The following is a 15,823-nucleotide window of genomic DNA, read 5'->3' as shown; positions in this document are numbered from 1 at the left end:
TGGCCCATCGCCCTGTGGTCCCGCACACTCCCACCATGCCCCGCCACGTCCTCTTCATCTGCACCCAGAACCGCCTGCGCAGCCCCACGGCGGAGCAGGTGTTCGCCGACTGGCCGGGAATCGAGACGGCCTCGGCGGGACTGGGTCATGAAGCCGAGGTGCCGGTGTCGCCCGAGCTGCTGGCATGGGCGGACCTGATCTTCGTGATGGAGAAGGTCCACCGGGCCCGCCTGTCAGCGAAGTTCGCCCGCCACCTCGGCGGCAAGCGCGTGGTCTGCCTGGACATTCCAGACAACTACGACTTCATGGATCCGGCACTCATCCAACGGTTGAAGGAGAAGGTGGTGCGGTTCCTGCCCACCGGAGCCGCGCACCCGGGTTGAGCTTCCCCGTGTTGCGCGTGTGCAGTACCTTGCGCTGGGTCGCCCCTTGCAGGATCCACCATGCCATTGCCCGTCAAGATCGGCTTGTTCCTCGTCTTGTGTGTCGCATTGTGGCTTTTCATCCGATGGCGTTCGCCGCGTCCCGAGTTTCCGCCGTTGCAGACGGACCCGGACGATCCCCTGCTGCTGGCCGCGATGGAGCGCGCCACCGCCACCCTGGAGGCATTCCGCTCGCACCTGGCAGGGCCGCGCGAGAGCGCCCTGGTCAAGCTGCGCTTCGTCAGCAGTTCCGGGCAGGTGGAGCACCTGTGGGCCGAGGTCGTCGAAGTGCTCGGGCCGGGCGAACTGGGCGTGCGCCTGGTCACGCCGCCCGTGACCCACAACGGCACGCTGGACCGCCTGCATCGCTGCGCCTTCGAGGACATCGAGGACTGGCAGGTGCGGGACAGCGCCGGAAAGATCCATGGCGGCTTCACCCAGCGTGCGATGTTCGCGATTGCGCGACGCGACGGCATCGCATTGCCCGAGCAGCTCAGGGCGCATGAAGCCGAGTACGCCGACACCTGATCACGCGGCCCGGCGTACACGCAGCACAAACGAATCCTTTGCTTGAGACACCAGGATATGCCCATGCTCGACCTCCGCATCACCGATGTCCGTCCCTTCATCGGTGCGAAGGACTTCGACATCTCCCGGGCCTTCTACGAAGCCCTCGGCTGGACGACGGACTACCTCGACGACCAGCTCGCCCTGATGACGAACGGCGCGCACCGCTTCTACCTGCAGCGCTACTACCAGAAGGACTGGCTGGAGAACACGATGCTGCACCTCACCGTGGCCGATGCCGCAGCCTGCCACGCGCAGATCGCTGCGTTGCTGGCGGACGGCGCCTACGGAGACGCCCGCGTGGCGCCGCCGAAGCAGGAAGACTACGGAGCACGGGTGACCTACGTCTGGGATCCTGCGGGCGTGCTGCTGCATCTTGCGGAATGGAGGGATTGACGATGAGCCGCTACGCACTCGCACTCGGGGTCACGCTGTTGGCATGGTCGGGCATTGCGGCGGGGCAGCAGGTGTCGGGATCGGTCGACAGGGAGGCCTACGTTCGTGCACGGTTGATCCTGATCGAGCGACAGCCCCCTTGCGGCTTCATCTATGCAGGCTCACGCGTGCTTTACATGGTCCAGGAAGGGCCGGATGGACTACAGGGTGAGCCGTTGGAGGTCATTGTCGGCTGCATCGAGATGCCAATGACCGAATGGAACGGCATGGGAGATCTGGAAACGTTCGTGCCCGGTGATACCCATTACCTGCGCATCAGCCGTGACAACCTCCGCGGGGTAGGGTTGTTTGACGACAAGGACGGACGCGCATGGCATATGCTTGCCGCATCGCTAACGCCTCTGGTGGCCATGGAGGCCTCTCCAAATCCCTGAGCGGATTTGGTCGTCTAGCTTGAGCCCCGTCAGGACAGCGCACACCATGTCGTCACGCCCCCTGCAGACCCACACCGGCCGCTGCCACTGCGGTGCCGTGCGCTTCGAGATCGACACCGACTTCCCCGAGTTGACGCAGTGCGATTGTTCGATCTGCCGCAAGAAGAACGCGCTGATGGTGAAAGTGCACGAGAGTGCCTTCCGCCTGCTGGCCGGGACGGAGGCGCTGGCCGAATACCGGTTCCACACCCACACCGCGCGCCACCACTTCTGCAAGGTGTGCGGCATCTATCCCTTCCACCGCAAGCGCGTCACCCCGGATTACTACGGCGTCAACGTGTTCTGCCTGGAAGGCTTCGATCCGGCGGGCATCCCGGTGCGGATGACGGTCGGGGCGGGCATGCCGTGAACCAGCTCCACTAGACTGCGCCCATGTGCCGATTCGTCACCGCCACGCTGCCTGCCAACGCGCCGCTTGCGGCGCTGGATACGCTTGCGCGTGCGCATGGCAGGCAGCTCCGTCCGCTGGCAAGCCCGTCGGTGCAGGGACAACTGGCACCCGGCGAGGCGTACTTCCTGACCACGCCCGGTCATTGCGACTGCGACGCGCCGTTGGGATGGGCGCGCAGGTCGCGCACGACCGACTGGGACGAAGAAGCGAGGAAGCTGACGCGCAAGGGGTGGAGCGCTGCCAAGGCGGCGCGGGCGCTGGCTCAGAAGCGCGAACAGGCGGACGTTGACGCGCAGGCCGAGGCGCGCCGTGTCGACACCGCGATGGCGAAATGGGTCGCCTTCATCGACGCGATGCTGGGTTCCGGGCAGGTGCGAGCGCTAGGCCTGCTGCTTCACCATTACAGCGGTCCGCTGGATGAGGACATCCGGATACGCGAGCGCTGTCCCGTGAAAGTAGGGGACGCCCTGCCCGAGGTCCTGCGTGACCTGGACGAGGATGTGCTGTACCTGTTCCACGCGTGAAGCAGGGCCCGGCGGGCGTCGAGTCTCACATTCCTGCCGCCAGATGGGGCTCGGAGCCCCATTGATGGCACTCCGAGCGTTGCGCGCAAGGCTCGGATTCCCAACGGCGGGGCACGGAAGGCGATCGATGGCTTTCGGAGAGCCATCGATCGCATTCAAAGACCCATCGATCGCTTTCTGAAACCCATCGACGGAGCCCCCGAGCCCCAGCGATCACATTCCGGGAGCTATCGATGGCTTTCCGGACCCCATCGATGGCTCCCGGACACCCATCGATGGCTTTCAACGGGCGATCGATGGGGCTCCGAATGCCATCGATGGGGCAGGTGAGCCTTGCGCTTGGGATTCGGAGCCTTGCGGATGGGGCGTCGAGGGCGATGGGCTGCTGGCGGCCGCCACGACGCGACGCGATGGAGGGCAGGGGGCGGCCCTCAAGGCGCCGCCACTGCACCTCGCGTCACGGCGCCCGGCCTTAGAATTCACGTATGACGACCCCTGCCGCCCGCATCGCCGACCTCCGCCGCCAGCTGGAGGACGCCAACCACCGCTACCACGTGCTCGACGAGCCCAACATCCCGGACGCCGAGTACGACCGCCTGCTGCGCGAGCTGGATGAACTGGAAACGGCCCACCCCGAGCTGGTCACCGCCGATTCGCCCACCCAGCGCGTGGGCAACGCCCCGGCCGGCAAGTTCGCCGAGGTGCGCCATGCCATTCCCATGCTGTCGCTGGGCAATGCCTTCAGCGACGAAGAGGTGGAGGACTTCGTCCGCCGCATCGCCGACAAGCTGAAGCGGCCCACGCTGCTGTTCTCCGCCGAGCCCAAGCTGGACGGGCTGGCCATCAGCCTGCGCTACGAAGGCGGTGCGTTCGTGCAGGGCGCCACGCGCGGCGACGGCGCCACCGGCGAGGACGTCACCCTCAACCTGCGCACGGTCAAGGCCATTCCGCTGAAGCTGCGCGGCAAAGGCTGGCCCGACGTGCTGGAAGTGCGTGGCGAGGTGTACATGCCGCGTGCGGATTTCGAGAAGTACAACGAACACGCCCGCCTGCACGGCGGCAAGGTGCTGGCCAATCCGCGCAACGGCGCCGCCGGTTCGCTGCGCCAGCTGGACCCGCGCATCACCGCGCAGCGGCCGCTGGCGTTCTTCGCCTACGGCACCGGCCTGGTGGAGGGCGGCGAACTGCCGGACTCGCATTCGGCCACGCTGAAGCAGCTGCGCGCGTGGGGCTTCCCGGTCAGCAGCCTCAGCGAGACGGTGGAAGGCGTGGACGGGCTGCTGGACTATTACCGGCGCATCGGCGAACGCCGCGACGCATTGCCGTTCGACATCGACGGCGTGGTCTACAAGCTGGACGACGGCGAAGGGCAGCGCACGATGGGGTTCGTCTCGCGTGCGCCGCGCTGGGCCGTCGCGCACAAGTTCCCGGCGCAGGAACAGATGACCGTGCTGGATTCCATCGAGGTCAACGTGGGTCGCACCGGCGCGGTGACGCCGTGGGCGCTGATGCAGCCGGTGCACGTGGGCGGCGTGACGGTGACGCGCGCCACGCTGCACAACGCCGACCAGGTGGCGCGCCTGGACGTGCGCAACGGCGACACCGTGATCATCCGCCGCGCCGGCGATGTCATCCCCGAAGTGGTGGGCGTGGTGCTGGAGCGCCGCCCCGCTGGCACGCAGCCCTGGCAGATGCCGACGGCGTGCCCGGTCTGTGGCTCGGAGATCGTGCGCGAGGAGGGTGCGGCGGTGTGGCGTTGCAGTGGCGAGCTGACCTGCCCGGCGCAGCGCAAGGAGACGATCATCCACTTCGCCTCGCGCCGCGCGATGGACATCGAAGGCCTGGGCGAGCGTTTCGTCGAGGACCTGAGCGATCTGGACTTCGTGCAGAACGTGGCCGACCTCTACAAGCTGACTGTCGAGGACCTGCTGGAGATGAAACGGCGGGTGGATGCACGCGATGGCACCACACCCGAGACGGTGAAGTCCGGCAAGGTGGCGACGAAGTGGGCCGAGAACCTCATCGAGGCCATCGACCGCAGCCGCCAGACCACGCTGGAGCGCTTCCTGTTCGGGCTGGGCATCCAGCACGTGGGCGAAAGCACGGCCAAGGCGCTGGCGCAGTGGTTCGGCGACCTGCAACTGATCCGCCGCCTGCCGTGGCCGCTGTTCAAGCGCGTGCCGGACATCGGTGGCGAGGTGGCGCGCTCGCTGGGCCATTTCCTGGACCAGCCGGGCAACCAGCAGGCCATCGACGACCTGCTGGCGCGCGGCGTGGTGATCGGCGACACGCATCCGCCCTCGGGCAAGCTGCGCGCCGGCCTGGACCTGGCCACGCTGCTGGTGGACCTGGAGATTCCCAAGGTCACCCGCGTGCGTGCCGAACAGCTGGCCTCGGCGTTCCCGTCGGCGCAGGCGCTGCTGGATGCGCCGGTGCACAACTTCGTCACCGCCGGCCTGCCCAGCGATTCGGCCAATGCCTTCGCCGCGTGGCTGGAAGACGAGGCGAATGCGCAGCTGCTGGTGCGCAGCGGCGAGGCGCTGGAGGAACTGTCGAAGGTCACGCCGGAAGACGTCGCCATCGCTGCCGGTCCGCTGGATGGCAAGACCGTGGTGCTCACCGGCGGACTGGCGGCGATGAGCCGCGATGAAGCCGGCGAAAAACTCGAAGCCCTCGGCGCCAAGATCGCCGGCAGCGTGTCCAAGAAGACGCACCTGGTGGTGGCCGGCGAAGCCGCCGGTTCCAAGCTGGCCAAGGCGCAGGAACTGGGCATCGAAATCTGGGACGAAGCCCAGCTGCTGGCGTTCCTGGAGCAGCATGCATGAGGTGCTGCCCGCCCCCCTGTAGGAGCGACGTAAGTCGCGACCGGAAGAATTCCCCTGTAATGCAGCATGTTGTGCACGCCTGTATCGAAGGGTCCGGGCACTGTAGGCGTGCGGTCGCGACTTACGTCGCTCCTACAAGGGCAGGGGGATTGTCTTGACCTGGCAACCTTCCGCACCCCTCGGCGCATCGCACCTGCGTGCCTCGATGAATCGCCTCATCCGCGCTTTCTCGCACGGCGCAGGAACTGGGCATCGAGATCTGGGACGAAGCACAGCATCTGGCGTTCCTGGAGCGGCATGCATGAGGCGCGATCTGCTTTTCTGTAGGAGCGACGTACGTCGCGACCGCACGCCTGCAGTGCCATGGACCTTCAACAGAAGCGCGGTGAACACGCTGCACGGAAGGCGAGGTCTTCCGGTCGCGACTCACGTCGCTCCTACAAGGTGCATGCGATGAACTGGCAACCTTCCGCGTCGATGGACGCACTGCGCCTGCGCGCCTCGCTAAACCGCCTCATCCGCGAGTTCTTCCACGCGCGCGGCGTGCTGGAGGTGGAGACGCCGATGATGTCGCAGGCGGGCAACACAGACCCGAACATCGCTTCGTTCGCGCTGGAATTCTCCGGGCGCACCGATGGCGCGTCCCGCACGCGCTGGCTGCGGACCTCGCCGGAATTCTCACTGAAGCGCCTGCTGGCCGCCGGCGTGGACGACTGCTACGAACTGGGCCGGGTGTTCCGGGACGGCGAAGCGGGCGGGCGGCACAACCCGGAATTCACCATGCTGGAGTGGTACCGCGTGGGCTGGACGCTGGCGCCGCTGATCGATGAAACCGTCGCGCTGGTGCAGGCCGCGCTGGCGCTGGTCGGCCGCAAGGCCACGGCGTCGCGCATCAGCTTCCGCGACCTGTACGTGCAACGGCTGGGGTTCGATCCGATGACCGCCGACCTGGACACGGTGCGCAATGCGGCCAGCGGCATCGCCATCGACGGCGAGGGCCTGACCCGCGACGACTGGCTGGACCTGCTGATGACGCACCGGATCCAGCCGGACTTCCCGCGCGACCAGTTGCTGGCGGTGTACGACTACCCGGCCTCGCAGTGCGCGCTGGCGCGCATCCGCCACGACGCGGTGCCGGTGGCCGAGCGCTTCGAGCTTTATCTGGGGCCGCTTGAAGTGGCCAACGGCTACCACGAGCTGGCCGACGGCGCCGAACAGGCACAGCGCTTCCAACGCGACGTGGCCACGCGTTCCGCACGCGGCGAGCCGTCGCCGGCGATCGACGCGCACCTGTTGGCGGCGCTGTCGCACGGCTTTCCCGACTGCTCGGGCGTGGCGCTGGGCGTGGACCGGTTGCTGATGGCGATGCGGGACACGCCGCGGATCGCCGATGTGCTGGCGTTCGATTTCGCGCGCGCCTGAAAGCCAGCCAAACACGTCATGGGCGGATCGATTCCTGCAAACGGTTTCGTGGGTTCACGTTCATGATGGCTGCGTAGATTTCAATGCAACACACACGAGGATGCATGCCATGGAACGTCGACTTCTTGCTTCGCTGACGCTGGGCGCCGCCGCGCTGCTCGGCACCGCCGCTGCCCATGCCGCGCCGCAGTACGGCAGTGATGGCTACGGCCGCGACGGTCAGGTGATCCGCTGCGAATCCAACGATGGCCGTTACCGGGAATGCCGCATGGACACGCGTGGCCGCGTGCAGGTGGTGAGGCAGTTGTCGAAGACGCGCTGCGATGAAGGCAGCACCTGGGGCCAGACCCGCGATGGCGTGTGGGTGAATCGCGGCTGCCGTGCGGAGTTCGCCAGCGGTCGTGGCGGATGGAATGGCGGCAACAGCGCACAGCGCATCCGCTGCGAGTCCGACAACGGCCGCACGCGTACCTGCGCGGTTTCCACGCGTGGCGATGTGCGCCTGGTGCGCCAGCTCTCCAGCGCGCGCTGCGTTGAAGGACAGAGCTGGGGCCAGGACCGCAACGGGATCTGGGTGTCGCAGGGCTGCCGTGCGGAGTTCGAGGTCCAGGGTCGCGGCAATGGCTGGGGCGGTGGCGGCTGGAACAACGGAGGGGGCTATGGCCAGGTGTTCCGTTGCGAGTCCGACCGCGACCGCACCCGTGTATGCGACGTGGACGGCCGGGGCGGTGTGCAGCTGGTACGCCAGCTGTCCAGCGCGCCCTGCATCGAAGGCCGCACCTGGGGCCGCGATGGCCGTGGCGTGTGGGTCACGGCGGGCTGCCGGGCGGAGTTCCGCAGCCGCTGATATCGCGGCCGGGAGGGCTTTCACGGCGGGCCGTTACAATGGCGGCATGACCAATGCCATCGACTATGCCCGTTACGACCACGTCCGCCCGATCCGCTGGACCGGCAGCGCCCTGGAGCTGCTGGACCAGCGCAAGTTGCCTTTCGTGGTGGAGTACCTGAGCTGCACTACCAGCGACGAAGTGGCCACCGCCATCCACGCACTGGCGGTGCGGGGTGCACCGGCCATCGGCATTGCCGCGGCGTGGGGCGTGGTGCTGGCATCGCGTGACGTCATGGCGGCCACGCCCGCCGATGCACTCGGGAAGCTTGAGCCCGCGTTGCAGCGCCTGAACGATGCACGCCCCACCGCCGTCAACCTCGCGTGGGCACTGGCCCGCATGCGCGCGGCGCTGAAGACGGCGGGCGCCGACTGGCGCGGCGTACTGGAACTGGAAGCCCTGGCCATCGCCGAGGAAGACCTGGCCGCCAACCGGCACATGGGCGAACTGGGGGCTGCGCTGATTCCCGCGGGCAGTGGCGTGTTGACCCATTGCAACACCGGCTCGCTGGCCACGGCCGGCTTCGGCACCGCGTTGGGTGTGATCCGTGCCGGTGTGGCGCAGGGCCGCATCGGCAAGGTGTATGCCGGCGAGACGCGGCCCTGGCAGCAGGGCGCGCGGCTGACCGCATGGGAACTGCTGCAGGATGGCATCCCGGCCACGCTGATCGCCGACTCTGCCGCCGCCCACCTGATGAAGACCGGTGCCGTGCAGTGGGTTGTCGTGGGAGCGGACCGCATCTGCGCCAATGGCGACACCGCCAACAAGATCGGCACCTACCAGCTGGCCATCGCGGCGCGCCACCACGGCGTGGGCTTCATGGTGGTAGCACCCTCGTCCACCGTGGACATGGCCACGCCGAACGGTGATGCCATCCACATCGAGGAACGCGACCCGGCCGAACTGCTGGGGATCGGCGGCACGCGGACGGTGGCCGAGGGCGTGCCGGCGTGGAACCCCGTCTTCGACGTGACCCCGGCGACGCTGATCGATGCCATCGTCACCGAGAAAGGGGTGATCGAACAGCCGGATGAAGCACGCATGCGGGCCGCGTTCGGCGGATGAAGCGGGTCACGCGCATGCGCTGGCCGGCGGAAAGCGCCCCCGTGCGTCAGTCCGGCAGGCCTGCGGGCAGGGGCGGGGCACGCGCTGCGTGAGACGTTGCAGGCGGCGGCCCCGCGCTGAACAGGCGGTGGCACGGGAGTTGCATCGTGATGGTCATTCCGTCCAGGAACCGAGCATGCGCGCCCGACTCCTCAACGCTCCGATCGCCGCCCCGGGCTTGCTGCACAGCCTGCGCGGACTGCTGTCGCGCCATTCCACCCGCGCGCTCAGCACCGAGGAGCGGGAAGACCTGACGCTGGCGCAACTGCGGGCCACCCGGCCCATCGTCAGTGGCGTGCTGCTGTGCGGTGCCGTGCTGTTGGCGATTACCGCGCTGTTCGACATGGCGGGCGTCACGCCGTCGATCGGGTATCCGGTGTGGTCGCAGTTGCTGGCATCCACCGTTGTCGCGGGCTGCGCGGCAGGCGTATCGCGGATGGTGAGCTGGCAGCACCGTCTGCTACTGATGCTGCTGGCCACGCTGATCACCGGCATCTTCATGAGCATGCCGCTGCCCGGGTCGACCGGCCAGTTGGCGCTGCGCACGGGTCTCTTCCAACTGTTGCCGCTGGCCTTGATGGCGCTGATGGTGCGCCCGGTATCGCTGCTGGCGCTTGCCTTGCTGATCGTGGTGATGGCGCTATTGCGCATCGTGTTGTACGGGGCGCCGGGCACCGGCAGCGCGCTGTACTGGCTGTACACGTTGACCACGATCGGCTTCGGCCTGGTGCTGGCGGGTTATCGCACGGACTTCGCGGTATCCGCGTGGCAGATGCGTCGCCGGCTGGTACGGCAGGCGCATACCGATGAGTTGACCGGCCTGCTCAATCGCAACGGATGGAACGAGCACGCGGTGTCGGCGCACGCGCGAGCGGTCGCGGCGGGCGTCCCGGTGGCGGTTGCGGTTCTGGACATCGATTACTTCAAGCGCATCAACGACCGCCACGGCCACGACGGCGGCGATGCCGTGCTGCAGCGGCTGGGCGACATCATGCGTACGCGCGTCGGTGCCAACGGATGCGCGGCACGCATTGGTGGCGAGGAGTTCGCGGTGCTGCTGGAGGGCGAGGATGCGCTGTCGGCGCGCGCATTCGCCGAGCGCGTGCGCGGCGAATTCGGCAAGGAGCAGGGGGGTGTTGTCGCCACGCTGTCCGCCGGCATCGCCGAGCACCGGCCCGGCGAAACCCTGCGCGACCAGATGCGTCGTGCCGACGGAGCGTTGTACGACGCCAAGCGTGAAGGGCGTGATCGCGTGAACGTTGCGGACGTTTCCTGAACGCCTGAATTTCATTCCAAATGTGACATGGCTGCGATAGCATCTTCGGATGCCGACGTGGCAGGGCGCGCGATACGCGGCTCCGCCCGTCACCCATGGATGCCAGGGGATCATGAACGACGACGACAGTGCCCGTACTAGCTGGGGTGGATGGCGACTGCCGCTGTTGGGTTTGGCCATCCTGCTGATCGTGGTCGGGCCCGTGGTGCTGCTGCAGCGCCTTTCGCGGGCCAACCTGGAAGCCGCCGATGCCGTGGCGCACACGCACCAGGTGGAAGCGGCCGTGATGGCGATGGCCGTCGAGGTCCGGGAGATCGAATCCTCCGGCATGATGATCGCGCTGGGCGCGGACCATCCCCTGGCCCGCGAGCGACTGGTTTCCGGGCGCAAGGCGCTGCCAGGCCGGTTCGAGACGCTGGCTGAATTCACGGCCGACAACCCGGAGCAGCTCGTGCTGATCGGCCGCCTGCGTGAACTGGTCGAGGCGCGCGTTGAAGTCATCGATCAGTTGATGGAGGCTCCCGAAGCCTACCGGGGTTCCGTGGTGGCGCCGTTGGCCACGCGTTTCCCCATCCGCGGTCTCCTGACCCAGATCCTGGACAACGAGCGCCAGCTGCTGGCCCAGCGCAACTACGATGCACAACGCCAACGCCAGCGCGCGGAGTGGTTGGCGCTGGTGGCCATGGGTGCCCAATTGCTGCTGCTGGCGCTGGTACTGCTGTCGCTGGGGCGCCAGGTGGCGCGCCGGCTGAATGCGGAGAAGCGGATCGCACAGGCCAGCCAGCGCGCGCTGGTCATGCTGGACACCGTGCGCGAACCCATCGTGCTGCTGGATGGCGAGCAGCACATCAAGATGCACAACATCGCCTTCGGCGAGCTGTACGGCATGGGCAAGGGCGTGAAGGCGGGCAGCCTCGATGAACTGGGCACGGCCTGGCAGGACAAGGTGATGCGGCAGCGCCTGGACGATGTGCTCGCACGCGGGCGCGAACTCTGGGACTACGAACTGCAGCAGGACACCGTCGATGGCGTGCGGCGTACCGTGCTGCTCAATGCGCGCCGCATGCCGCTGCCGGGTGAGGACGAGCATGCCGTGCTGATGACGGTCAGCGACATCTCGCTGCAGAAGACGGCGCAGCAGGAAATCGCGGCGCTGAACCGCCAGCTGGAAGGCAAGGTGGAGCAGGTGTCGGAAGTGAATCGCGAGCTGGAAGCCTTCAGCTACTCGGTATCGCACGATCTGCGTGCGCCGCTGCGGCACGTGGCCGGCTTCTCGGACAAGCTGGGCCGCCATCTTGGCGAGGACATCGACGACAAGAGCCGCCATTACCTCGACGTGATCGGCAATTCCGCGCGCCGCATGTCGCAGTTGATCGACGACCTGCTGGTGTACTCGCGCCTGGGCCGGAACGCGCTGCGCCTTCAGGCCGTGGACATGCAGTCGCTGGTAGCCGAAGCGCGCGCCATGCTGGATGCCAACGAGGCGAATGAAGGCCGCGCCGACCGGGTGGAATGGCGCATCGCGCCGCAGCCCATCGTGCTGGCCGACGAGAACATGATGCGGCAGGTATGGAGCAATCTGCTGGGCAACGCGCTGAAGTACAGCAGCCAGCGCGAGCGCTCCATCGTCGAGGTGGGCCATCAGCTGCAGCGTGACGGCAGCCACCTGTTCAGCGTACGTGACAACGGCGCAGGGTTCGATATGGCGTACGCCGGCAAGCTGTTCGGCGTGTTCCAGCGCCTGCACAAGGCCAGCGATTTTCCCGGCACGGGCATTGGCCTGGCCAGTGTCCGGCGTGTGCTCGGCCGGCATGGTGGCCGCATCTGGGCCGAGTCGGTGCCCGACCAGGGCGCCACGTTCTATTTCACCCTTCCCGCGGCGCTCGACGCTCCGCTTTCCAGAGAGAGAGACGCATGAGCGCCATCCGCACCATCCTGTTGGCCGAAGACAGCCTGGCCGATGCCGAAATGGCGATCGACGCGCTGCGCGAGGCCAACCTGGCCAATCCCATCGTGCACGTCGAGGACGGCGTGGAAGCACTGGACTACCTGCTGCGCCGCGGCGCGCACGCCCAGCGTGAAGACGGCCTTCCGTCGGTGCTGCTGCTGGACATCAAGATGCCGCGCATGGACGGGCTCGAGGTGCTGAAGACCATCCGCGGCGACGAGAAGCTGAAGCACCTGCCGGTGGTGATCCTGTCGTCCTCGCGCGAGGAAAGCGATCTGGCGCGCAGCTGGGACCTGGGCGCGAACGCCTATGTGGTCAAGCCGGTGGACATCGACCAGTTCTTCCAGGCGGTCAAGACGCTGGGCACGTTCTGGGCAGTCATCAACGAAACCCTGCCGCGAGACTGATCCGTGCCGCAATCGGGAACACCGCTGGGACCTGTCCGCATCCTGCTGGTCGAGGATTCCGAACTCGATGCCGAACTGCTGATGGAGCAGTTGCACGAGGCCGGACTGGATGCCGAATTCGTGCGCGTGGATGCAGCCGAGGACCTGCGCGCGGCGCTGGCGGGTGCGCCATTCGACCTGGTGCTCTCGGACATGGAGCTGCCCGGCTTCTCCGGTTACCAGGCTCTGGAAATCCTGCGCGCACATGATCCGCGGCTGCCGTTCGTGTTCTTCTCCGGCACCATCGGCGAGGAAGCTGCGGTCAAGGCGTTGCAGGAAGGCGCCAGCGACTACGTGCTCAAGCATACGCCCGCACGGCTGCCGTCGGCGGTGGCGCGCGCCATCCGCGAGGCGCGCAGCGAGCGCGAACGCGAACATGCCGAGCGCGAACTGATGCGATCGCAGCGGCTGGACTGCCTGGCCATGCTGGCGGCGGGCCTGAGCCACGACCTTCGCAACATCCTGCAGCCGCTGCTGATCGTGCCCGACCTGCTGTCGACCTACAGCGACGATCCGAAGATCCTGCGCCTGGGCGCGGTGATCTCCGAAAGCGGCAAGCGCGGGCATGAGATGGCCGATTCGATGCTGTCGTTCGTGCGCGGTTCGCGCAAGGCCAGCGAGACCATCAGCGTGGCGGCGCTGTTCAGCGCGGTGCAACTGCTGCTGCAGGGCAGCCTGTCGCGGCAGGTCCGGCTGACGGTGGAGCTGCCGCCGGAGGACCTGCTGATCGAAGGCAACTACACCGAGTTCCAGCAGTGCCTGATCAACCTCTGCTTGAACGGCATCCAGGCCATGGCCGAACGCGGCGGGCAGCTGACCCTGTCGGCGACGCAGACGGTGGCCGACGACGGGCAGGACTACGTGGTGCTGCGTGTCTCCGATGAAGGCAGTGGCATGGACGAGGCCACCCGCCAACAGCTGTTCACGCCGTTCTTCACCACCAAGGCCAGCGGCACGGGCCTGGGCCTGATGTCGTGCAAGCGCATCGTCGAATCGGTGCGCGGGCGCATCGAGGTGAACAGCGCGCAAGGGCAGGGCACCGCGTTCGAGCTGCACCTGCCGGCTCCGGCTGTCGACGATTGGTCGGGCACGGAAGACGCGGCGTTCCGGGATGGCGAGGGTCGCCGCATCCTGTTGGTCGATGGCGATGCCACGCGCCTCTCACTGCTGGGCAACGCGCTGGCCAGCCAGGGCTATGATCCGATCATGGCGCCTGACGGTGCGAATGCATTGCAGCAGATTGCGCGTGACGGGCTGCCGCAGCTGGCGATCATCGACGACGACATCCTGCTGCTGTCCGCCGCGGACGTGCTGGCAGTGTTGCAGGAAGCCGGCTTCGACGGTCCGGTGATCCGCCTGCGTGAGCCGGGCACGCCGGACGGCGGTCACGACTGCGCGGCGACACTGACAAAGCCGGTGCAGGTCCAGGCCTTGTTCAGCGCAATCGAGCACGCGCTGGGTCTGCGCAGCTAGGCGTACCCCGCCCATGGGCAGGGCGCATCGAGGATCAGGCGTGGCCCATCGCGACGGCAGGCTTCAGCCGTTGCCATACCGCGCGCATGATCGGCTGCGCACGGTACCAGCCGATCGGCGTATCCGGGCAGTAGCGCTGCAGGCGGTCGCGTAGCGAGGGCGCGATGTCGTCGAAGTCCTGGCGATGGTGCAGCAGGTAGGCGTCATAGCCGACTTTCAGGCACTGCTCCAGGTCACCCACCGTGGCTCCGACCACCTGGAACGTGTCTTCGTTGAGCCGCGTTTTCCAGTAGGCGAGTTCGGCATCGATGTCGACGATCTGAGCGGTGGCGTGGGCGTTGCGATGATGCAGGCTGGCCATTGGTGATCCCCGGTCGGCGTGGTGGTGGCGACGAGGATTTTTTGTTCCGCGCAGTGATGCTTAAGTGAAATAAAGAGTGTTTTAACCCGCGTTTAACCGCACAACGCCTTTTACGTTCACCTTTGCATTCGCTGCGTGATGGTACGGGTGCCCGCTTTGTTCATCGCCTCTGCCAACAAGGCGCGCTCGTCCACGACGGTTGTCGGTGGCGGGGCGAACAGCGGGGGATCTTCTTCAAGCGGCGCATTGAGCCGCTCCCATACGCGTGCGATGACCGCATGCGCCAACGGCCAGTCCAGCCGGACGCCACGCACGATGCCCGCCTCGTAGCGGGAGGGCAGCGAAGGCAGCAGTTCTTCGAGCGATCGCCTGTGCGACAGCAGGTAGATGTCGTAAGCGAATTTCAGCGTGGGCACGTAGTGGCGGAACGGGGTCCCCGGGCGGTGGAAGCTCTGGCGCGCGTAGGTTTCTTCCCAGAAGCGCAGTTCCGAGTGGATGTCGATGACGGCACAGGGCATCGCATCATCTATCCACGCGGGCGCGGACGGATCAGGCAGGCAAGACATGAGGTCCCCTCCATGGCGCAAGACCATGGCCGAGCGTGGACCTTGTGGATGAAACGCGGCTTACCTGTACATGACAGCCGTCTGCGCGACCCCGTCGCGACAGTCCCTGACTGCGCGCGGCCCCTGTGGCAACGTGTCACCCCATTCCCCGAAGGAGATGCGTGGTCCACGACCCTGCCGGATCTTGTCGTTATCGTGCCCCTGCGTTGTTGAAGACGGCGGGTCGTGCCATGGCCGGCCTACCGTTCGTCGTCTTCTGCAACGCGTGGATGATTCAATGCATGCGGGTCGCACCCGCGCCGTGTTCATCGAGCCAGCGCCACGTCTCGCGCAACAGCGTACGCGCGACCGGCCAGTCCGGACCGCCATCGCCACGCAGGCGTTCCCAGTGGTCCTCGAGTTCGAGTTCCGTGTCCAGGTCGAGCTGCCCGGCATGGTCCGCATGCGAGGCCGCCGCGAACGCGTAGGCACGGCAGGCATCTTCCCACGCGACATCCGGATGCAGGCGGCGGCGACGGCCATAGTCGTAGGCCGTGAATGCGGTGAATGCATCGTCGGCCATGGCGCTGGCATGACGGGGTGCCTGCCGAAGCGTGTCGAGCTGTTCGCGATAGAGGTGGCGGTTCATGGGCGTCTCCGGTTCACGGTGACGTGGTATCGCGGGAGACGTTACCCACGGGTGAGAAATGCCTTCAAACTCCGATCACAAAGCTGAGACAGG

General features: G+C 67.0%; 17 protein-coding genes. 14 read left to right on the top strand and 3 right to left on the bottom strand.

Annotated features, from left to right (window positions below; all coding sequences use genetic code 11):
- The first annotated feature begins 35 nt into the window (after positions 1 to 35).
- The 14 genes from IB223_RS15880 (at position 36) to IB223_RS15815 (ending at position 14,175) form a co-directional block, all read left to right on the top strand.
- Complete coding sequence (locus IB223_RS15880) at positions 36 to 383, top strand: low molecular weight protein tyrosine phosphatase family protein (protein WP_192202725.1); 348 nt, start codon at positions 36 to 38, stop codon at positions 381 to 383.
- A gap of 60 nt (positions 384 to 443) precedes the next feature.
- Complete coding sequence (locus tag IB223_RS15875) at positions 444 to 950, top strand: DUF2314 domain-containing protein (RefSeq protein WP_192202724.1); 507 nt, start codon at positions 444 to 446, stop codon at positions 948 to 950.
- Between the two features lie 63 nt (positions 951 to 1,013).
- Entirely contained in the window at positions 1,014 to 1,385 is a 372-nt protein-coding gene (locus IB223_RS15870) for a hypothetical protein (RefSeq protein ID WP_192202723.1), read from the top strand.
- A 2-nt stretch (positions 1,386 to 1,387) separates the two neighbouring features.
- Positions 1,388 to 1,819, top strand: a complete 432-nt coding sequence (locus IB223_RS15865; RefSeq protein WP_192202722.1) for a hypothetical protein — start codon at positions 1,388 to 1,390, stop codon at positions 1,817 to 1,819.
- A gap of 46 nt (positions 1,820 to 1,865) precedes the next feature.
- Positions 1,866 to 2,228 carry a GFA family protein gene (locus IB223_RS15860; RefSeq protein WP_192202721.1) on the top strand — a complete coding sequence of 121 codons (363 nt, stop codon included), beginning with the start codon at positions 1,866 to 1,868 and terminating at the stop codon, positions 2,226 to 2,228.
- 23 nt (positions 2,229 to 2,251) lie between these two features.
- Positions 2,252 to 2,794: a hypothetical protein gene (locus IB223_RS15855; protein WP_192202720.1), complete on the top strand. Its 543-nt coding sequence runs from the start codon at positions 2,252 to 2,254 to the stop codon at positions 2,792 to 2,794.
- 485 nt (positions 2,795 to 3,279) lie between these two features.
- Positions 3,280 to 5,619: an NAD-dependent DNA ligase LigA gene (gene ligA, locus IB223_RS15850; RefSeq protein ID WP_192202719.1), complete on the top strand. Its 2,340-nt coding sequence runs from the start codon at positions 3,280 to 3,282 to the stop codon at positions 5,617 to 5,619.
- 453 nt (positions 5,620 to 6,072) lie between these two features.
- Entirely contained in the window at positions 6,073 to 7,041 is a 969-nt protein-coding gene (gene epmA / locus IB223_RS15845; protein ID WP_192202718.1) for an EF-P lysine aminoacylase EpmA, read from the top strand.
- Between the two features lie 109 nt (positions 7,042 to 7,150).
- Complete coding sequence (locus tag IB223_RS15840) at positions 7,151 to 7,888, top strand: DUF3011 domain-containing protein (protein WP_192202717.1); 738 nt, start codon at positions 7,151 to 7,153, stop codon at positions 7,886 to 7,888.
- Between the two features lie 46 nt (positions 7,889 to 7,934).
- Positions 7,935 to 8,993 (top strand): S-methyl-5-thioribose-1-phosphate isomerase, encoded by a 1,059-nt coding sequence (gene mtnA / locus IB223_RS15835; protein WP_192202716.1) that lies wholly within the window; start codon positions 7,935 to 7,937, stop codon positions 8,991 to 8,993.
- A gap of 175 nt (positions 8,994 to 9,168) precedes the next feature.
- On the top strand, positions 9,169 to 10,308 hold the full coding sequence (locus IB223_RS15830) for a GGDEF domain-containing protein (RefSeq protein ID WP_192202715.1): 1,140 nt from the start codon (positions 9,169 to 9,171) through the stop codon (positions 10,306 to 10,308).
- A gap of 112 nt (positions 10,309 to 10,420) precedes the next feature.
- A complete protein-coding gene (locus tag IB223_RS15825) occupies positions 10,421 to 12,226 on the top strand; it encodes a sensor histidine kinase (RefSeq protein ID WP_192202714.1) in 1,806 nt (601 codons plus the stop codon).
- Positions 12,223 to 12,663 (top strand): response regulator, encoded by a 441-nt coding sequence (locus IB223_RS15820; protein WP_192202713.1) that lies wholly within the window; start codon positions 12,223 to 12,225, stop codon positions 12,661 to 12,663. The genes IB223_RS15825 and IB223_RS15820 overlap by 4 nt, the downstream gene beginning before the upstream one ends.
- Positions 12,664 to 12,666: 3 nt before the next feature.
- Positions 12,667 to 14,175, top strand: a complete 1,509-nt coding sequence (locus IB223_RS15815) for an ATP-binding protein (RefSeq protein ID WP_192202712.1) — start codon at positions 12,667 to 12,669, stop codon at positions 14,173 to 14,175.
- Between the two features lie 34 nt (positions 14,176 to 14,209).
- Here IB223_RS15815 and IB223_RS15810 read toward each other — a convergent pair whose 3' ends face one another.
- The 3 genes from IB223_RS15810 to IB223_RS15800 all read right to left on the bottom strand — a co-directional run bounded on the left by IB223_RS15810 (position 14,210) and on the right by IB223_RS15800 (position 15,730).
- Positions 14,210 to 14,536 carry a hypothetical protein gene (locus IB223_RS15810; RefSeq protein WP_192202711.1) on the bottom strand — a complete coding sequence of 109 codons (327 nt, stop codon included), beginning with the start codon at positions 14,534 to 14,536 and terminating at the stop codon, positions 14,210 to 14,212.
- Between the two features lie 116 nt (positions 14,537 to 14,652).
- On the bottom strand, positions 14,653 to 15,054 hold the full coding sequence (locus IB223_RS15805; protein WP_192202710.1) for a hypothetical protein: 402 nt from the start codon (positions 15,052 to 15,054) through the stop codon (positions 14,653 to 14,655).
- Positions 15,055 to 15,376: 322 nt separating this feature from the next.
- Positions 15,377 to 15,730, bottom strand: a complete 354-nt coding sequence (locus IB223_RS15800; RefSeq protein ID WP_192202709.1) for a hypothetical protein — start codon at positions 15,728 to 15,730, stop codon at positions 15,377 to 15,379.
- Between the last annotated feature and the right edge of the window lie 93 nt (positions 15,731 to 15,823).

The sequence above is a fragment of the Pseudoxanthomonas sp. PXM03 genome (assembly GCF_014852005.1).
Lineage (GTDB): Bacteria > Pseudomonadota > Gammaproteobacteria > Xanthomonadales > Xanthomonadaceae > Pseudoxanthomonas_A.
This window is presented reverse-complemented; position numbering and strand designations above follow the sequence as displayed.